The following is a 17,425-nucleotide window of genomic DNA, read 5'->3' as shown; positions in this document are numbered from 1 at the left end:
AGGCTAAAGAAGGAAAAAGGGCTGTTTTTTTTGTTGATGCCGCTCACTTCGTCATGGGAGCATTTCTCGGTTTTGTTTGGTGTTTTGAGAGACTTTTTGTTAAGTCACCGAGCGGGCGTAAACGCTTCAATGTTTTAGGAGCATTAAATGCAATAACTCATGAAGTGATTCTAGTTACTAATGACACTTATATTACGGCAACTCAAGTCTGTGAACTTCTTGAAAAAATAGCTGCTTTAGGACTAACGATTCCCATCACTCTAGTCTTAGATAATGCCCGCTATCAGAAATGTAAAATTGTTGAAGAATTGGCTCTTTCTTTGTCAATAGAGCTACTCTATCTGCCGTCTTATTCGCCTAATCTAAATTTAATTGAAAGGCTGTGGAAATTTGTCAAAAAGAAATGTTTACATGGTAAATATTATGAAAACTTTTCTGACTTTTCTTCAGCTATTTATGAATGTCTGAATGATGCCCATCTGAAACATAAAAAAGAACTGGATTCCTTGCTGACTCTACGATTTCAGAAGTTTAATAAATCTCAGATTATGAACATCTAAAGTATAGCATCATCACCAAAATAATAGCGAGTAGTAGTCCCCGCACGACAAGCATACTCCCATTCCGCTTCTGTGGGGAGGCGATAGGTTTTCCCTGTTATTTGACTCAATTTCTGACAAAAAGCTTGAGCATTATTCCAAGTAACCTGTTCTACCGGATTTTGGGGATTGTTTTGAAACCGAGAGGGATTGTTTTCCATTACTGCTTGATATTGTGCCTGAGTCACAGGATATTTGCCAATCGCAAAACTGTTTACTTTAACTTGGTGTTGAGGCTTTTCATCACTTTTAGCATCGGGATCACTGTCAGGAGATCCCATGAGAAATTGACCTGCTGGTAAGCCCACCATCTCCAGTGTTACTCCCTTGGGTAGTTTCTCTGTAAATGGAGTTAGATTTATCGGTTGAGGACGAAATTGAGTAATAGACTGACATGAAGAAACAACACTAGCGACACTCCCGGCTGTAACTAACCCCAACTGTTTTAAAACTTTACGGCGCGACCATCTTTTTAACATTTTTTCAAGCCTCCTAAATTTTTGAAGTAGGTGAACTATGGGAATCTTAAGAATTAGTAAAGTGTAGGGTGGATTAGTCGGTTACAAATCCAGTCAAAAAACCAAAATTAACAATCCGCCGTAACGCATCAATTATATGATTAATTCTACCTGAATATCAAACAGGAACTAGAAGCCTGTTCCACGGCAGTGGGAGTTAGGGGTTGCTAACAGGGGGAACAGTGATGACAAAGCGGATGACAGTTCCGATAACTGCTGTTGCCAAGATGGTGATTAATGCCCAAATTTGGGCCTTCTGGGAGCCTTTAATCTCTTTTAAATCACCTTGTAAGGTGTTGAATTCTCCCTGTAATGCCTTGAGATCTCCCTTGACTTCGGCCTCGAATCTGACTTGAACAATCCTGATCTCTGTGACATCTTTCTGGAGCGCGTCTAGCTTCTGATTGGTCTCTTTAAGATTCTGATTAATCTGGTCTAGGATTTTTCCTAAATCGGTTTCGATGGTGGGGCCGCTCATGGGTTAGACTCCTAATTAAGTGGTGCTGTCGTTTCTGACTTAGATTTCAGTGTTTGAACAAATTGTAAAACTTTTTGTTGCTTTTCCGGTGTCAGTTCTCGCCATTGTTCAAGTAGTTCTTCTTCTTTACCCATAAATACCTCGCTCTTGAATTATAAATTGTTTGGTTTTGATCAAGGCTCATTAATAAAAACCACTCCAGACACAGAGGACACAAAGATCATATCATTTTGGATTTGCGGTGGACGTTGTAGAATAGAGAAAACCTACTACGCTGATAGATACCATGCCCTCTCCTGCTATTACCACGATCATCAAGATGGTTGAGTCTCTGCCTGATGAGCTTCAAGAGCATTTAGTAGAGTACGTTCGAGCTTATATTGCAGAAATTGAAGAAGAAAAACGATGGGATCAGTCTTTTAAACAGACGAAGAATAATCTAGTCGCAGCAGCTCGAAAAGCCAAAGAAGAGATTGCGGCAGGATTGTCCGCACCGATGGATTATGAGCAGCTATGAATTCCGCAACATTGCCTTCATTTTGGCAGAAGTATCGCGACTTGAAGCCAGCAGTCAAAGCCGGAGCCAAGAAAGCATATCGGTTATGGGTAGAGAATCCGTTTCATCCATCGTTACATTTTAAGTGTATTGACAGCGACGAAGATATTTGGTCAGTGCGTGTAACGAAGAGTCATCGAGCTTTGGGAGTGCTGTCAGGGGATACAGTGACCTGGTTTTGGATTGGCGATCATGATGAGTACGAAAAGTTTTATTCGTAAAACACAGGAACTACAAGCCTATCCCACCATAATGAAATTGTTGATTTTCCTTGAGGATGTTGATGGTGATAACTTTAACAATCGTAGCCTGTGTTAGTCGAGCGCCTAACGGACGATAAACTAAATAGCATAGCGACTTTTTCTGGAATTATCAAAGTGAGCAAGCGTAATTTTTTTGGCGAGGAGAGAAGTTTTTTGCGGCAAAAAAACAGAACGTTGCCGGAAATATTCGCCAAAATATTGACGGTAGAGAGGACAACTGACTCGGCAAAACTTACCTTGTCGGTGAACCAGTCCGAGACTTTCTAGGTGAAAAGCGGCAATTAAATCAATTTCTATATCTTTTTCTGCCATCACCACCTTAGCAAAGATAGCCGCTAAATTGCCCTTTAAGTATTGCAGATGCGAAAGTAAACGTTTAAGATGATCTGCAAAAATATTATTTTCCTCGTCGATAGAAGTAGCCAAAATGGTTTCTAGGGTACAATTGCCCCGAACAATATGATAGCAAGCAAGACGAATTAAATAGGGATTACCCCCTAGAAATATCCGTAATTTTTCGGAGTTAAAATTCTGATCTAATCCCTGTCTTTGACTTAATTCTCGTACTTGTGCGCTGGTAAAATTAGGCAATTCGATCGGTAAACCAAGACTAAAAGGAGATTGATAGGTATCTGAGGTTTTATCAAGCTCCTGTGCAGGGGAATAGGCCACAATTAAACGTAATTTTTGCCAGAGAGGTTTGTTTTTGCCTTCCTCGTGCCAGAGGTGCAGAATACTAAAAAATTCTTCCCCTAGCTGTGGATAGGGTAAAAGATATTCAAGATCATCAAAGGCAAGCACTAAAGGGTGATCGAGATGGGAGAGAATATGCTTTTCTAGATAGATTTTACAGTTAATTTTACCCCCCAAGAATTCATCCCAATCCTGTGGGAGATGATTGTCTAAATCTAACTGACGACTAATACTAACACAAAGCCAACGCAGACAGTGATTTAAATCTTGAAAAATTGATCTTTCTGCTAACCGAAAACTGAAATAAAGTGTATGGTATTGCTGTTGTTGAGCATAATTAATAATTCTGGTTATCAGGGAAGTTTTTCCCATTTTTCTGGCCGCATTAATCCGGATCAGACTACCCCCGCGCAAGATCTCTTGATAACAAGTCTGTTCCAGATTGTTTCTGTTAATATAAAAGGGGGAATTGAGGGGGACTTGTCCCTCTGGTAACTCAGGCAATAGTTGAGGATTAATAGTATCAGTTTCTGGTAAGTTAGGACGATAATAATCGCTATTTTCTAAAGTTAAATTAAAAGCTTGAAAACAATGTTTCAGGGTTTGTTTATCCACTCCCGATTCACAAGCAAATACCTTCATCAAAGTATCTACCCCTAAAAGAATTTTCTCGCTGAGGACTTCTAGGGTGAAACGATGACCACAATTATCCCGATATTCCGCTTCTTGTTTAGCAGTAAGTAATTTTTCTAGTCCCGTGGGGGTGAGGATAATCCCGCGTCTGCGGCGCTGTTTTTCCGGTTTTTCCATGATAGTTTTTCCCTGTCCTGAACTCAAACTCTGCACCCCTAGAGGTTTTGAGTTTCCTATAGACTTCTCCTCAACAGGGAAACAATCGATTCCGTAATTTTTGCCGACATTCCGCACATCTTCATATACTTGTATATATTTTTACATTCCCCAAGATGTTTTAACGAAAAACCTTCATTGTAGAAACTACTATTAAGAACATTTTCAATAATTGATTTTTTCTGATAAAAAAGTTTACAATCCTTTACATTGACAAAAATCGATGATTGTAGCTATAATCCTTACTGGCAAAGGGTTGTAAGCAATATTTTAGTAAAAACTATTAAGTGAATGTTAAGAAGTGCGGAAAGTGGCTCACTGGTTTAGCTATGGAGAGGATCGGGACAATAACCAGGACTCTCTTGGATTTGGTGGGTAAAATGTATTCTAAGATACATTCCTCCTAGCGAGGGGGTGGAACGAACCACAGAGGCACAAAGGACACAAAGATCGATCGCTTCTATGGTAAGTTAAGCTGATCACACAGAACCTAGAAGAGCCTAACCAGACCACTTATTTTCTTCTCCGTCTGAGTTATTTCTGGGATAGGGGTAAATCTTAGCCTACTTGCTGACGATAGCTATTCATTTCTAGGCTATCTTCCCCATAAAGATCCTCAATGTGTTGATGACAGCAATCGATCGCAAATTGATCGAATTCTCCCGGTGCAATTTGATACATTTTGGCAAAAATATCGGGTTGAACACGACAAAATTCTGGTCTCTGGTCATAAATGGTACAGAGACGGGTTTGGCGATCAAAGTTTATACACCAACCCCCTTCCCCCACCATGCTGAGATATTGAGTTAATTGTGCGGGAGTCAGATATTCTTCTAAGTCAGGACGCTCATCGGGATTTAGTTGACAACAAGCTCCACAATTTTTAATACATTTCCAATTGGCCATATAACCAGTGTGCCGCGATGAGTTAATCCTAGTAAGTAGGTAGGTGTTAAAAACTGCCAGATACCCCCCTTATCAAGGGGGGATTAAGGGGGGATCGAAGACAAAATCTATCTTCTATTTAATTAAAACCAGTTACTGACCTACTAACTAGCTTACTAGCAAATAGTCCCTATTTCCCGTTCCAGCAGCAATTACCCTCAATAGTTTTAATCTCAACCTGCGATCAGGAGTGAGAGCTTGACGAGACAAGAATCTAATAAAATGGGCGTTGTAAGGGTCGAACTTACGGCATCCTGCTTGTAAGGCAGGCGCTCTACCACTGAGCTAAACGCCCGAATTAATTTCGTACTTTCTCAGAATAACATATATTTTCAAAAAAGTATATTATTTTTTTGAGCGAGTTAATTTTTTTCCGATGCCCTCTGGTCGAACTCACGATCGCATTACCCTAATTTTGCTGCTACCGATTGCGGGGGCGAGTTTTTTGGTCAGTGGCAGTGGTAAATTAACCCTGTTACTCTTGGCCAGTTATTTGTTTAGCGGATTCCTGTTTGGGCCAGATCTTGACATCCACTCGGTACAATACAAACGTTGGGGTTATCTGCGCTGGTTGTGGCTACCCTATCGTTCTATGATCCGTCATCGCGGTTGGTTATCCCACGGTTTATTGATCGGCACAATTTTTCGGTTATTTTATCTTGGTAGTTTTCTTTTACTAGCGGCGATCGTGATCATTCCGATCCTGCAAAGTTTCTGGGGTATAGACTGGGATTGGCGACTGTGGCCGCAGCAAGCGATCGCATTATGGCAACAGTATCCCCGGGTAGCGATCGCTATTTTCCTAGGTTTAGAATTAGGAGCGATGAGTCATAGTTGTAGTGATTGGATCGGATCTGCCTACAAAAGTTCTCGAAAAGTGGCTCAAAAACCGGTAAAAAAGAAAAAACGTTAATAATCCCCGTCCACAATTTCTAATTAGCCTTACTTTGATATTCTTGCCAAGTTTTTGGACTGATAAAGAGAGTTCCTTTTTCTTGCTGGTCGGGGAACTGGATATAGTTTTTCTCTAGATAATCCTTGAGTTTTGGTGATTGCAGAAATTCCTTTTCAAATCGATAGAGGAAAACCAAATCTGGCTGTCTTTTTTCAATAACTTCTAGGATAAAATCCCCATCGAGATTCTGATTGAGAAATCTCTTTCTGGTAATGACAGCGGTTTCTGGGGGTGTTTTCAAGAAATATTTATATATGTAGTGAGGATTATCGGTTAACAGAAGTTTATCGGAGTTTTTAAATTTTTCAAACACAGCTTCTGCTAAAAGAGGTTTATACTTTTTATTATATTGAACGTAGGCATTAATTCCAGGATCACGATTGGTGATTATTCTTAAGGTATTAAAGAGAAATTGACCAGACAGGGGTAGAAAAATTAGCATTTTGAGAACTAATTTCTGGGTTATTTTTCGATTTTGCCTAAATTCTCCGAGGCTATCAGTAATTTTTAACTGTTCGACAAACAAGGCAATTATCCAAACGGCGGGAATAATTAAATGGATATAATAATGAGGCCAAATTGGGGCGACTGTAGCAAATCTGAACAGATTAGAACCTAACCAGACCAAGGGCGGTAAAAGTGGTATTATGTTGCGAGTAAAAACCATCGCTATAATAGCTATCGCTGTGACGATTAGATAAATTGGTTCGTACTGTAGGGCGCTCTGTAAGAGAGTCCATAAGGTGAGATTGTCTTGAGCGAAACTAGCGGCAACACTGACATGAGATTTAATAACATTTTCGTAGGAAAAAGGAAAAATAGTCAGGGAACCCAAGACAAAGACTAAAATAACAGCGACTGACCAAATAATAATATCAATGATTCTTTTAATAAAACTATTCTGTTGATTGAGAAAAATAATTAAAGCTACAGTTGGGATAATAGTAATCACCGAAAGTTTAATTTGCAGGGAAAAAACAAAAGCAATGGCACTGAGTAAATAGAGTCCATACTTAAGCTTACCCGTGGATTGAACGGCTTTAAAGATGATAAAAATACTTAGGATTGTAAAAAAAAGTGAGGGTAACTCCTGCATCACTACCGTTGACAGGGTAATATACACGAGACAGGTTGAGAGAATAAATACTGATAAACAAGAGGCCAATATTCCGCAATTAACTCTCAGAATTAGATAAAAAATTCCTAACATAATTGTGGACAAAGAAAGCACCATAAGGCGGGCAGCATTGATAGTAAATCCTGTCAGTCTTAACCAACTATTTAGTAAAAGAGATAACCCCGATAAATGATCGTACCAAACTTGTTCGTAGAGACGATAACCTTGTTTGGTGACGTAGACAAGTACCAGAGCCACCGCTTCATCAAAATTAACTATATAGGGATAATCAAGCGGGACTTTCCAGAAAACGATTCCTAGGAAAAAAACAGCAATAGCAATTAATGCCATTAAATCAAAACGATCAGATTTCCTATTCATAACTTTTCTGGACAAGAATTGCTGCCTATCTTATCACAGATCGAGACATCAGTTATGGGTTAAAAAAGATAAAAAGATTACTTTTCGGAACTACGCCCTAAATCTTTAGATCTATGATAGGCCGCCACTACTGCCTCGATAATAGTTGAGCGAAAAGAGCCTTTTTCTAATTGTCTCACCCCAGCAATCGTGGTTCCCCCAGGGCTAGTGACGCGATCCTTTAATTCCCCCGGATGTATGGCCGATTCTTTTAATAGGGTTGCCGTCCCTAAAACTGTTTCTATGGCCAATTGAGAGGCGATCGCTCGCGGTAATCCGGCCGCCACACCACCATCGCTTAAAGCTTCCACCATTAGGGCCACAAATGCCGGGCCCGATCCCGATAATCCCGTTACCGCGTCCATCAAAGCCTCGGGAACTTCCACCACCGAACCTACCGCAGCAAAAATATCTCTAGCTACGGCCAGATGTTCTGGTTCCGCATGACGACCAGATGCGATCGCTGTAACCCCTTGTCCCACCGTAGCCGGGGTATTGGGCATCGTCCGGATTACGGGGCGATCGGGAAAGCCCATTTCTAAGCGATTGAGGGTAACTCCCGCTAAAATCGAGATAATTAGGGGTTTTTCGGGTATTCCTAGCAAACTATTCACTACTTGCTCTAAAGTTTGCGGTTTTACCGCTAAGATTAACACCTCAGTTGCCCTAGCAGCTTCCCGGTTATCCTCACTGACTTGCACTCCATAGGTATTAACCCAAAAGTTGCGCCGTTGGGACTGGGGTTCACTGACTAACACCGTTTCCGGACTATAAACATTTTTTTTTAATAAACGGCTGAGAATGGCCTCGGCCATCACTCCACCGCCAATAATTCCTAAACGAATAGACACAGTATTTTTTAAAGTAAAAAGTAAAAAAGAGAGCTTTAGCTATCCTACCAAGAAAAAACGCATCCTCTCGATAAATTGATCGATTTCTAGCTTCGACAAACCTGACGAGAGGACTATGGAAAGATTCATTGAGCTAATCGACTGCTTTCGGCTGCCCAAGCAGGTGCGGAGGAAACGGGACGAGCCATTTTCGGGTTATCAGCGATATCGTGAATAGTTCCAGAAAGGGTGCTAACTTTAACGCAGCTGGGGGTAAACAGGAAAATACTCTCACCGATGCGTTCTTGATGACCATCAATTGCATAAGTGCCACCGGCGACAAAATCCACGGCTCTTTGTGCTTCTTCCGGGTCCATGACGTTGAGGTTTAAAACCACCGATTTGCGTTCTCTCAGGGTTTGGATAACTTGGGGCATTTCCTCGAAGGAATGGGGCTCGATCACGACCACTTCTGCATTATTGTTGTTAATACCTGGCATACCGATCACGTTGCTTCTGTTGAGTCCCATAGATGTGGCTGTATTGAGATTTAAAGGTTCGCGTTGACGACGATTAAGGGGTTCTTCTTCTTCGTTTTGATCCCTATCTTGGGGGGAAGACTTTTCCCAGTTCATTTCTTCGTAGTCGGTTTCATCTTCATCTTCCGGTTGTTCGGAGATACCGACAAAATCTTTGAGCTTGGTAAAAATGTTGTTCACAGTCTAATGTCCTTCAAAAGATTTTTTTTGGTGGTCTTGTCTAGAGTCGGGGTTATTTGGTGGCCTTTAACAATCTTTGCTCTCGCTTGGTACAGGGGAACTATTTTGTTAAGGGTTCGTCATTTTAGTCGTCTGGAAGCAACGGTTAGTTCCCTCTTTTCAGTTATTAGTTATCAGGGGATAGTTTTCAGGGATTGGGAAAAAGTCAATTCCTCATTTCTAACCACCAGTTTCTAGACTAGACGCTGTAATTTTAAGATATATTATCACCAATGATTAAAATTTCTGGGGTTTTTTTCTGTGAATTTACGCAGATGGTTCAGTAAATGCGCTCGCCAAAAATGCCAGTTCCCACCCGGATCAAAGTGGCTCCGGCCTTGACGGCCAGAGGATAATCGTTAGACATCCCCATGGATAGATGAGGCAGGCATAAACTAGAGCTATTCTCGATGATTTGGGCTAAATCGCTGGTTTTTTCAAAGGCGGCTAACTTTTCCCCAGCCGATAATCCCTGGGGCAGAATTGTCATCAAACCCTGAATTTTTAGCTGTTGACAGTTGACTAAAGCGGGAAGATCTGCTATGAGTTCGGCCTTGTCCCAACCGAACTTATCGGGATCGGGGACAACTTTCACCTGTAGCAAAACTTGGGGATTAATCTCTAATTCTGAGGCCAGGCGATCGAGTCTTTGGGCTAATTTTAAACTATCGAGGGAATGGATTAAATCAAAAGATTCTAGGACTTTGCGCGCTTTATTTGCCTGTAGATGCCCAATAAAGTGCCAAGAAATATCTGGGAGGTCTTTTAGTTCTTGCTGCTTCGAGATTGCTTCCTGTAGCTTACTTTCGGCAAAATCTCTCACCCCTGCTCGGTAAGCTTGACGGATATAATCGCTTGATACCTGTTTACTGACGGCAATCAGACGCGTGCAGGAGGGTAGGGTAAGACGGATGGACTCGATACGACTAGCGATCGTCATGAACTAGACTGAAAAGGTTTGTTGATAAGTTTGGTTGAGACTGTTAAATTCTTGCACATTACTGCCCCGGCGCAAATTCCGCAGCCGGTTTTCCACTAAAAGACGAGCATCGGAACGACTAATCGGATCGAACGAGACTTTCTTGGGTCCCACCGTCACCAGAAAAAAAAGACGTTGGGCATAAAGAGTGGTGAATAATTCCCGATGTTCTTCTAATAGACACACTCTGTATAATAGACCGAAAGTAGGATGATTGAGATAGGTTTCGTTACTCATTCAAGCGATCGCTAAAGGAAAAGGATTGAGCGAACTAGAAAGTTTTTCCACAATAAAATCAAGCGGATGGCTCAAAAACAATTGATTTTTCGGGTGTTTCCCTAGCTTGATTTTACCAGAATCCTTCAATTACAACTAACGATGCCAGTCTATGTCATGATTTCCTGAGTTTTCACTTTTTCCCTGTTAACTTGGATACATTTCGGTGACAAGTTGTCACCATCAGAAATTAGCTCTGCTGCAAAAATCAAAGATTTTCCCTTTGCAGAGGAGACTCTGAGACAGGAGGATAAAAAAGACAAGAGACAACTATAATGCCCATAAAAGCTAAGATTATCTCAAATTTATCTGGTTTTTTAGAAATTTTAACCCGATAGCGGCTATCGGTGAACTGAAAACTGACACCGGATCAGTGATCACTGATAACTAATCACTGAATCGCTGATCAAATGCCCTAAGCTTGTATTAAGCCTTTTTTAACTTCAAATTCCTTTAACCTCAATCAATATGGATTTTTCTAGTCTTGTTGCCAGTCAGCTAAACGCCGGCGTTATCTGGCCCGAAGGAATCCTGATTATTACCCTGATGGTGATTTTAATCGGCGATTTAATTGTGGGACGGAGTGCCAGAAGTTGGCTGCCCTACGTTGCGATCGCTGGTCTGCTCGCTGCTGTGGCTGCTCTCTACTTTACTTGGGACAATCCGAAACCGGTGGCCTTTTTAGGGGCTTTTGAGGGGGATAATCTCAGTATCGTCTTTAGGGGGATTATTGCTCTTTCTACCGCCTCCACAGTGCTGATGTCTATCCGTTATGTGGAACAAGCGGGAACCTCCCTAGCGGAATTTTTAGCCATTATGCTCACCGCAACCCTCGGGGGAATGTTCCTATCTGGCGCTAGTGAATTGGTGATGATCTTCATCTCCCTAGAAATGCTCAGTATTTCCTCCTATCTAATGACCGGTTACATGAAGCGGGATCCTCGATCGAACGAGGCCGCTTTAAAATACCTGTTAATTGGAGCTTCTAGTTCGGCGATTTTCCTCTATGGTGTTTCCCTTCTCTACGGTTTATCCGGAGGTGAAACCAGTTTAAGTGCCATTGCCCAAAAATTAACCGCTGTTAACGGTGGTCAGTCCCTGACCTTAGCGATCGCATTGGTTTTTGTGATTGCCGGTATCGCTTTCAAAATTTCGGCGGTTCCCTTTCACCAGTGGACCCCTGATGTGTACGAAGGTTCACCCACTCCCGTGGTGGCCTTCCTCTCGGTAGGTTCCAAAGCGGCCGGTTTTGCCCTAGCAATTCGCCTATTAGTGACGGTTTTCGGTCTCGTCAGCGAACAATGGCGGTTTATCTTTATTGCCCTAGCCATTTTGAGCATGATCCTCGGCAACGTGGTCGCCTTAGCCCAAACTAGCATGAAACGGATGTTAGCCTATTCCTCGATCGGTCAGGCGGGTTTTGTCATGATTGGTTTAACCGCCGGTACTGACGCGGGTTACTCTAGCATGATTTTCTATCTGTTAATTTACCTGTTCATGAACCTAGGGGCTTTTGCCTGTGTGATTCTCTTTGCTCTCAGAACTGGAACCGATCAGATCGCTGAGTATTCGGGACTCTACCAGAAAGATCCGCTGCTAACCCTCTGTTTAAGCATCTGTCTGCTCTCTTTGGGGGGAATTCCGCCTCTAGCGGGCTTCTTTGGTAAGATTTATCTATTCTGGGCCGGTTGGCAAGCGGGACTTTATGCCCTCGTCCTCGTTGGTTTAGTCACCAGTGTGGCCTCGATTTACTACTATATCCGTGTGGTCAAAATGATGGTGGTCAAGGAACCCCAAGAGATGTCCGATGCGGTGAAAAATTACCCCGTTATCAATTGGACTCTTACCGGGATGCGTCCCCTACAGGTGGGTATTGTCCTCTCCCTAGTGGCCACTTCCCTAGCTGGTATCCTTTCCAATCCTCTCTTTACCCTAGCGACGGATTCCGTCACCACTACCCCCATCCTACAATCGGCGGCCCTGGCGACCCACATTTCCCGGGCAAATTGAGAATCCCTGTTGATTTATCGGCGTTGTCAGATCAGAATAACAACGCCTATTGTAGGGCTAATTCCGGAATTAGCCCTACACCTAATCCGTTTTTAATAATGTGATTAACTCTCAAGTTATGAATTGTTTCTCCCCACCCCCCACTTCCCTATAAACCCCATCAGGTGACGGAATAAGTCTCCAAAAATTCTAATACAGTGATGATTTTAATGTTTCTAAATGGGTTCAAGACTAACAAATCTTCATCCCCTGTAATAAGAGATTCCGCATGACCACTAATTGCTAACTCTAGATATTTATTATCTTTGGCATCTCGACACTCATTGACAGATTCTGACGGTTTCACTAATAAAGATGATGCCACTAATGTTTCTAGTAGCTCTTGGCGAATTAACCTAGCTAAATAGCGGTCAAATTTAGGACGAGATAAAACGTTGCTAAGTTCATCAAGAACCGTCTCAGATAAGATAATTATGCCCTGATTCTTGGCAGTTTCTAAAGCCAAACGAGGTGAACTGGTTTTAAATAAAAAAGCACTAACAATCACATTAGCATCAAAAACAAATCGTGGCTTATTCATCTTGTTCTAAAATAGAGGCTAAAATATCTGGAGTTAATCCGTTAGCTTCTGCTTCATCACTAGCTTGATCCATAATCGTTGATAATCTCGCCGCTGCTTTTTGACGATATTTTTCTAATTCTAATTGAATAGTTTCAGTTAATTTGTTTTCTATGTTCGCTCGGTCATTGGGTTTAATTTTAGCGTAATATCTAGCAATTTCTAAAGGAACTTGAATAGTGATTTCTGTCTTGCTATTCATGGTAATTGATTGTTTTTTTACTTTTAATAGACCTCTATTGTAGCACAAAATCACCATACTCATTGAATTTGATCCTATTGATGTAAAAGTTGCCATTGGATCAAAAAAATCAATGAATAGGGCTTGCTGAAAAAGTACGGGCGAAGCATTCGGATAGAAAATCTACGGTTTCACCGATAGGTTATTGCTCGAATGCTTCGCCCCTACAGGACGCGGGCCGATGAATACGCAAGGTTTTGAAGCAAGATTGTATTAAAAGTTACAATTTAATAAATCTTTACATTTTTCTCCTCGACTAGCGACTCATACTAAATTCGTTGAATATAGGCTACATATCAGGACAGACAAAAGGGTGAATAAATAATCAGTTTTTAATAACCGGATTTAGTATTAAGTAAGTGGTTTTAATTAAATTGAAGATAGATTTTGTCTTTGATCCCCCCTTGATAAGAGGGGTGTCTGATGATTTTTAACGCCTACCTACTTAAGACTTGTTCTAAGCTTAACCTGCTTTTTGCCTTACTCAAATTGGCCAAGTAAAAGACTCATTTCGTTAACCACATTCTCACTTGCTTTTAACGCTTCTTTTCTAATTGCTTGAATTTCAGCAATACTTTTGGCGATTCTCTGCTGTTCAGATTTGGGTGGAATAGGCACTAAAACTTTAGACAAATCATCTACTAAAATAGTAGGAATGGCATGACCTGTCATGTACCTTTTAATCTGACGCAAAAACAAGTCTGTTCGCATATATACTAATAAAAACAAAGGCTCGACTCCCCGAATATTTCTTAATACTGAAAATCCATTTGAGCAAATTGCTCCGTCTTCATCTTCCGTGATTAGGGCTGTTGCTTGGCGTGGTGTTCCTGTACTTGCTCCTGAAATTGCTGTAATAATATCACCTTTGTACAATCTATAAGTTGCGCGAGATGGAGCCTCATGTGCCTTAATTATTTGTTGAGAAACAACTTGCATTGTACGATAATCAACATCGGAAATAGCGATATATCTAATTTCACTATCCCTAGCTAAACGAAAATCAGCCGCATCTCTCAAAATATCGGTAATTTCACCTAAAGGTTTCGCACCAATATATTTTAGATGTTCTAATAATTTTTGGTCATTGGGTAAATAATGTTCGGCATCCAGTCTCGAATTGAGCAGGGTGTTCTTAACTGTATAAATACAATCGCTGTTTTGTGCAAATTCCCCATTGATAAATGACCTAAAAGATTGAGAAATATCATCTATATCATCGTCAACTATTGGCAAACCTGATTTTGTTCGGGCTATAACTCCCGACTGGTTGCGCTTATATATTGTTTGTCCTTTAACGTCATAGCCTATTTTTTTGATTTGTGCCATAAAACAAGAATCATTGTTTGCTGGTAATTTTTGAACTACTAAAAGTGATGTCTTGATTCCTGTACCGTAGGGTACGAATGCTTCCGGCGGTATGGAAACAACCCCTAATATTTTTGTTTGGGAGCGCAACCAATGGCGAATCGGTCCATTAGAGATATTTTGTAATAGACCATCGGGCAGAACAATTGCCATGCGCCCACCTGCCCGCAATAATTTTATAGATTTCTCAATAAATAAAATATCGGGCGACTGACCCGCTAAAATGGTTGGGGAAGCTTCCCAACTATTGGACGCTGATTTATGCCATTTACGGGCAAGAAGATATGATTGAAGAATTTTCTGGTCTTCTACTTTGCCTTTATTTCCGAAAGGAGGATTGGTCAAGATAACATCAAAAGAATTATTTAATTTTTCATCTTCGATAAGCGCATTAGTGCAGATAATTTCTGAACCTGTGCCACCTTCAAAAACTAAACGAATCATTCCCGAAAGGGCGACATCGGGATTAAATTCAATTCCTGTAATACTTTCTTGTACAAAAGTTGCTATATTAAACTCCGGGTTATTTTGCCGAACATGGTTTATTGCTTGAATTAAAAAACCACCACTTCCGCAAGCAGGATCTATAATTTTTTCGTTTGGTTTGGGGTCTATCATTTCAACCGCAAGGCGGACAATTGGGTGAGGGGTAAAAAATTCTCCCCTATCTCCACGCTGGTGTCTATTTACAAAAGTCTGAAAGGCTTCCCCTTTTATATCGCCAGATGTTTTAGTTAAATTAATGTACTGTAACCTGCCTACAATATAAGCAAGAGTCAAAGGTTTTAACTTGAATGTTTCATCGGTGAAAAATCCCCGATAATGATTTTTGATGGAGGTAAATAATTGACTGAGACGCAACATAAATTCATCGGACTTATTCGCTACGATGGCTTTATATTCACTTGCTGTAACGCCAAAATTTACAGATTGCTTGGCAGATTTTTCATCATGAAGTTTGATGATGATTAGTTTAACCATCTCGTGAAAAATCTTGTCTTTGAGCATTCCTTCGTTGGCGTAAATATAATTATGGCACTCTTCAAAAACTGCTGCAAGATTGTTAGAAGGTCGTAATTCCTGAATTTGGGGGAGTTTTTCAGGTAACAGGCTATCTTCGGAAAATAACAATCCTTGCTCTTTCATTTACTGCGCTTGATTTGAACGTTTCTGGTTGCGGGTTGTTGAATAGATAGAATATTTTTAGCCTCGACTGCATTCCTAGCAAACCAGTCTTTTAGTGGACAGAGATCATCGCCATCTTGATTAAACAAGAACTTGCCCCTATACCTAATTATAGAATCTAAATTAGAGTATGTCAAGAGATAAAAAATTAAGTTTAATGTTAACCAAAGTGAGTGAAAAAAGCTGAGAGATTGTTGATGACAGAAATTCGGAGCATCTTTCAATTTGATAACGCCAATTATTCAGCCTTTTGATCAGGTGGGTGACACTCACCTGACTTATTTTAGCTATACATTAAAACGGAATAGTAAAACATCACCCTCTTGAACAATGTATTCCTTGCCTTCACTTCTGACTAAACCTTTTTCTTTGGCTGCGCTCATCGTGCCACTATTAACTAAATCCTGATAAGACACGGTTTCTGCACGAATAAAACCCCGTTCAAAATCCGAGTGAATAACTCCGGCTGCCTGGGGTGCTTTCATCCCAGAAATAATCGTCCATGCGCGGGTTTCTTGGGGACCGGTGGTGAGATAGGTACGCAGTCCTAATAACTCGTAGGTAGCTTGAATTAAAGATTTTAATCCCCCTTCTTCTACTCCTAAAGAACCAAGAAAATCTTTTCTTTCTTCCTCCGACAATTCCACCAATTCCGATTCCACTTGAGCAGAAACGATCACAACTTTGGCCTGTTCCTCTTGGGCAATTTGACGGACACTTTCTACCCAATCATTACCCGTGGCCAGATCATCTTCGCTCACATTAGCGGCATAAATAACCGGTTTACGACTCAATAAACCGAGATTTTTAATTAATTCTTCTTCCTCTTTGCTTAAATCCACTTTTCGCGCCGAAATACCGTCATTAAGACAAATTAGGATTTTTTCAAGGATAACCAATTCTTCGGCGGCTTCCTTGCTATTTTTCGCCTGTTTCCGTAAACGTTCCACCCGCTTCTCCACCTGTCCCAAATCCGCCAGAGCTAACTCTAGATTAATCACCTCGATATCCCGGGCCGGATCCACGGAACCGGAAACATGAATAATATCATCATTATCAAAACAGCGCACCACATGAACGATCGCGTCCACTTCCCGGATATTAGCCAAAAATTGATTACCCAATCCTTCCCCTCGACTCGCACCCTTGACTAATCCGGCGATATCGACAAATTCAATCCGCGTCGGCACGATTTTCTCAGAATTAGAGATTTTAGCCAAAACCTCCAGACGTTCATCGGGGACGGATACCACACCCACATTCGGTTCAATGGTACAAAAAGGGAAATTAGCGGCCTCGGCCTTGGCATTAGCCACCAGAGCGTTAAATAGGGTCGATTTTCCCACATTTGGCAGTCCCACGATTCCAGCTTTCAACATAAAAATTGCTTGATAAACATCATCCCGACCTCTCACTATATCAGGCTGCCTCTCGTTTTTGTGAATCCGGTTGATGAAAAAGACTGTCGATAGTTAACAGCTTAGTTAACATTTGCTGAAAAAATTTTTCCTGGAGGTAGGAGACTCCGATTCAGGATTCAGGATTCAGGAGACAGGAGATTATTTTTATTTATTCTCCCCATTTCCTCATTTCCCCATTTCCCACACCCCACACCCCACACCCATGAAAAACTTATTTAGCAAACCCTAGTTAACATTTATTCAAGTTCCTTAACTAAAAGTAGGCAAGATTTTACAAGAGATTGCGAGAATGGAATGTAATGCTTGAGACTGAGTTAGGGTGAAGAGTGGGAAAGAATACACCTG

Annotated in this window: 18 protein-coding genes, 1 tRNA gene and 1 pseudogene; 5 read left to right on the top strand and 15 right to left on the bottom strand. The window is 41.1% G+C overall.

Translation table 11 applies throughout. The annotated features are described in order from the left end of the window. On the top strand, nucleotides 1-560 hold a 560-nt coding region (locus IQ224_RS06415; RefSeq protein WP_194032719.1), incomplete at its 5' end, for an IS630 family transposase. 5 nt (nucleotides 561-565) lie between these two features. On the opposite strand, the pseudogene IQ224_RS06410 reads toward IQ224_RS06415, so the two are convergent. The 3 genes and pseudogenes from IQ224_RS06410 to IQ224_RS24545 all read right to left on the bottom strand — a co-directional run. Next, nucleotides 566-955, bottom strand: a pseudogene (locus IQ224_RS06410) (formylglycine-generating enzyme family protein); the annotation flags it as partial. Between the two features lie 319 nt (nucleotides 956-1,274). Then, the gene (locus IQ224_RS06405; protein ID WP_002734355.1) at nucleotides 1,275-1,595 is read right to left on the bottom strand and encodes a hemolysin XhlA family protein; all 321 of its coding nucleotides are present in this window, start codon (nucleotides 1,593-1,595) and stop codon (nucleotides 1,275-1,277) included. Between the two features lie 11 nt (nucleotides 1,596-1,606). Then, complete coding sequence (locus IQ224_RS24545) at nucleotides 1,607-1,729, bottom strand: hypothetical protein (protein ID WP_004157510.1); 123 nt, start codon at nucleotides 1,727-1,729, stop codon at nucleotides 1,607-1,609. A 152-nt stretch (nucleotides 1,730-1,881) separates the two neighbouring features. On the opposite strand from IQ224_RS24545, the gene IQ224_RS06400 reads away from it, so the two are divergent. Continuing rightward, nucleotides 1,882-2,112 carry a hypothetical protein gene (locus IQ224_RS06400; RefSeq protein WP_004157508.1) on the top strand — a complete coding sequence of 77 codons (231 nt, stop codon included), beginning with the start codon at nucleotides 1,882-1,884 and terminating at the stop codon, nucleotides 2,110-2,112. Further along, nucleotides 2,109-2,372, top strand: coding sequence for a hypothetical protein (locus tag IQ224_RS23860; RefSeq protein WP_002734998.1), 264 nt, complete (start codon nucleotides 2,109-2,111; stop codon nucleotides 2,370-2,372). Before IQ224_RS06400 ends, IQ224_RS23860 begins: the two co-directional genes overlap by 4 nt. A 120-nt stretch (nucleotides 2,373-2,492) precedes the next feature. On the opposite strand, the gene IQ224_RS06395 is transcribed toward IQ224_RS23860, so the two are convergent. From IQ224_RS06395 to IQ224_RS06385, 3 genes are all read right to left on the bottom strand, one after another. After that, nucleotides 2,493-3,917, bottom strand: coding sequence for an AAA-like domain-containing protein (locus tag IQ224_RS06395; protein ID WP_036401882.1), 1,425 nt, complete (start codon nucleotides 3,915-3,917; stop codon nucleotides 2,493-2,495). Nucleotides 3,918-4,514: 597 nt separating this feature from the next. Beyond that, nucleotides 4,515-4,862, bottom strand: a complete 348-nt coding sequence (locus IQ224_RS06390; protein WP_002752908.1) for a YkgJ family cysteine cluster protein — start codon at nucleotides 4,860-4,862, stop codon at nucleotides 4,515-4,517. A gap of 262 nt (nucleotides 4,863-5,124) precedes the next feature. Then, nucleotides 5,125-5,196, bottom strand: a tRNA-Val gene (locus IQ224_RS06385). Nucleotides 5,197-5,277: 81 nt separating this feature from the next. On the opposite strand from IQ224_RS06385, the gene IQ224_RS06380 reads away from it, so the two are divergent. Then, nucleotides 5,278-5,814 carry a metal-binding protein gene (locus IQ224_RS06380; RefSeq protein WP_002793573.1) on the top strand — a complete coding sequence of 179 codons (537 nt, stop codon included), beginning with the start codon at nucleotides 5,278-5,280 and terminating at the stop codon, nucleotides 5,812-5,814. Nucleotides 5,815-5,833: 19 nt separating this feature from the next. On the opposite strand, the gene IQ224_RS06375 is transcribed toward IQ224_RS06380, so the two are convergent. From IQ224_RS06375 to pipX, 5 genes are all read right to left on the bottom strand, one after another. Continuing rightward, a complete protein-coding gene (locus IQ224_RS06375; RefSeq protein ID WP_194032718.1) occupies nucleotides 5,834-7,354 on the bottom strand; it encodes a glycosyltransferase family 39 protein in 1,521 nt (506 codons plus the stop codon). Between the two features lie 77 nt (nucleotides 7,355-7,431). Then, the gene (gene proC, locus IQ224_RS06370) at nucleotides 7,432-8,244 is read right to left on the bottom strand and encodes a pyrroline-5-carboxylate reductase (RefSeq protein WP_002733973.1); all 813 of its coding nucleotides are present in this window, start codon (nucleotides 8,242-8,244) and stop codon (nucleotides 7,432-7,434) included. Between the two features lie 125 nt (nucleotides 8,245-8,369). Next, the gene (locus IQ224_RS06365; protein WP_002732272.1) at nucleotides 8,370-8,942 is read right to left on the bottom strand and encodes a cell division protein SepF; all 573 of its coding nucleotides are present in this window, start codon (nucleotides 8,940-8,942) and stop codon (nucleotides 8,370-8,372) included. Between the two features lie 319 nt (nucleotides 8,943-9,261). Beyond that, nucleotides 9,262-9,921: a YggS family pyridoxal phosphate-dependent enzyme gene (locus tag IQ224_RS06360; RefSeq protein ID WP_004157486.1), complete on the bottom strand. Its 660-nt coding sequence runs from the start codon at nucleotides 9,919-9,921 to the stop codon at nucleotides 9,262-9,264. A 3-nt stretch (nucleotides 9,922-9,924) separates the two neighbouring features. Next, nucleotides 9,925-10,197, bottom strand: coding sequence for a transcriptional coactivator PipX (gene pipX / locus IQ224_RS06355; protein WP_002733869.1), 273 nt, complete (start codon nucleotides 10,195-10,197; stop codon nucleotides 9,925-9,927). Between the two features lie 507 nt (nucleotides 10,198-10,704). Here pipX and IQ224_RS06350 point away from each other — a divergent pair. Next, nucleotides 10,705-12,246: an NAD(P)H-quinone oxidoreductase subunit N gene (locus tag IQ224_RS06350; protein ID WP_194032717.1), complete on the top strand. Its 1,542-nt coding sequence runs from the start codon at nucleotides 10,705-10,707 to the stop codon at nucleotides 12,244-12,246. A gap of 160 nt (nucleotides 12,247-12,406) precedes the next feature. On the opposite strand, the gene IQ224_RS06345 is transcribed toward IQ224_RS06350, so the two are convergent. The 4 genes from IQ224_RS06345 to ychF form a co-directional block, all read right to left on the bottom strand. Further along, nucleotides 12,407-12,826: a putative toxin-antitoxin system toxin component, PIN family gene (locus IQ224_RS06345; protein WP_004157470.1), complete on the bottom strand. Its 420-nt coding sequence runs from the start codon at nucleotides 12,824-12,826 to the stop codon at nucleotides 12,407-12,409. Further along, complete coding sequence (locus IQ224_RS06340; protein ID WP_004157468.1) at nucleotides 12,819-13,067, bottom strand: hypothetical protein; 249 nt, start codon at nucleotides 13,065-13,067, stop codon at nucleotides 12,819-12,821. Before IQ224_RS06340 ends, IQ224_RS06345 begins: the two co-directional genes overlap by 8 nt. Before the next feature lie 519 nt (nucleotides 13,068-13,586). Then, nucleotides 13,587-15,620, bottom strand: coding sequence for an N-6 DNA methylase (locus IQ224_RS06335; protein ID WP_036401878.1), 2,034 nt, complete (start codon nucleotides 15,618-15,620; stop codon nucleotides 13,587-13,589). 326 nt (nucleotides 15,621-15,946) lie between these two features. Further along, the gene (gene ychF, locus IQ224_RS06330; protein ID WP_036401885.1) at nucleotides 15,947-17,038 is read right to left on the bottom strand and encodes a redox-regulated ATPase YchF; all 1,092 of its coding nucleotides are present in this window, start codon (nucleotides 17,036-17,038) and stop codon (nucleotides 15,947-15,949) included. Nucleotides 17,039-17,425 lie beyond the last annotated feature (387 nt).

Source organism: Microcystis sp. LEGE 00066, assembly GCF_015207925.1.
GTDB classification, from domain to species: Bacteria; Cyanobacteriota; Cyanobacteriia; order Cyanobacteriales; family Microcystaceae; genus Microcystis; species Microcystis ichthyoblabe_A.
Note: the sequence above shows the minus strand (reverse complement) of the source record. Positions and strands in the feature narration are given on the sequence as shown.

Bases quoted from the DNA above. Each gene is read 5' to 3' on its own strand.
- IQ224_RS06390 (WP_002752908.1), bottom strand. From the start codon at position 4,862: ATGGCCAATTGGAAATGTATTAAAAATTGTGGAGCTTGTTGTCAACTA.
- IQ224_RS06375 (WP_194032718.1), bottom strand. From the start codon at position 7,354: ATGAATAGGAAATCTGATCGTTTTGATTTAATGGCATTAATTGCTATT.
- pipX (WP_002733869.1), bottom strand. From the start codon at position 10,197: ATGAGTAACGAAACCTATCTCAATCATCCTACTTTCGGTCTATTATAC.
- IQ224_RS06350 (WP_194032717.1), top strand. From the start codon at position 10,705: ATGGATTTTTCTAGTCTTGTTGCCAGTCAGCTAAACGCCGGCGTTATC.
- IQ224_RS06395 (WP_036401882.1), bottom strand. From the start codon at position 3,917: ATGGAAAAACCGGAAAAACAGCGCCGCAGACGCGGGATTATCCTCACC.
- IQ224_RS06345 (WP_004157470.1), bottom strand. From the start codon at position 12,826: ATGAATAAGCCACGATTTGTTTTTGATGCTAATGTGATTGTTAGTGCT.
- IQ224_RS06340 (WP_004157468.1), bottom strand. From the start codon at position 13,067: ATGAATAGCAAGACAGAAATCACTATTCAAGTTCCTTTAGAAATTGCT.
- ychF (WP_036401885.1), bottom strand. From the start codon at position 17,038: ATGTTGAAAGCTGGAATCGTGGGACTGCCAAATGTGGGAAAATCGACC.
- IQ224_RS06335 (WP_036401878.1), bottom strand. From the start codon at position 15,620: ATGAAAGAGCAAGGATTGTTATTTTCCGAAGATAGCCTGTTACCTGAA.
- IQ224_RS06380 (WP_002793573.1), top strand. From the start codon at position 5,278: ATGCCCTCTGGTCGAACTCACGATCGCATTACCCTAATTTTGCTGCTA.
- IQ224_RS24545 (WP_004157510.1), bottom strand. From the start codon at position 1,729: ATGGGTAAAGAAGAAGAACTACTTGAACAATGGCGAGAACTGACACCG.
- IQ224_RS06400 (WP_004157508.1), top strand. From the start codon at position 1,882: ATGCCCTCTCCTGCTATTACCACGATCATCAAGATGGTTGAGTCTCTG.
- IQ224_RS23860 (WP_002734998.1), top strand. From the start codon at position 2,109: ATGAATTCCGCAACATTGCCTTCATTTTGGCAGAAGTATCGCGACTTG.
- IQ224_RS06405 (WP_002734355.1), bottom strand. From the start codon at position 1,595: ATGAGCGGCCCCACCATCGAAACCGATTTAGGAAAAATCCTAGACCAG.
- IQ224_RS06360 (WP_004157486.1), bottom strand. From the start codon at position 9,921: ATGACGATCGCTAGTCGTATCGAGTCCATCCGTCTTACCCTACCCTCC.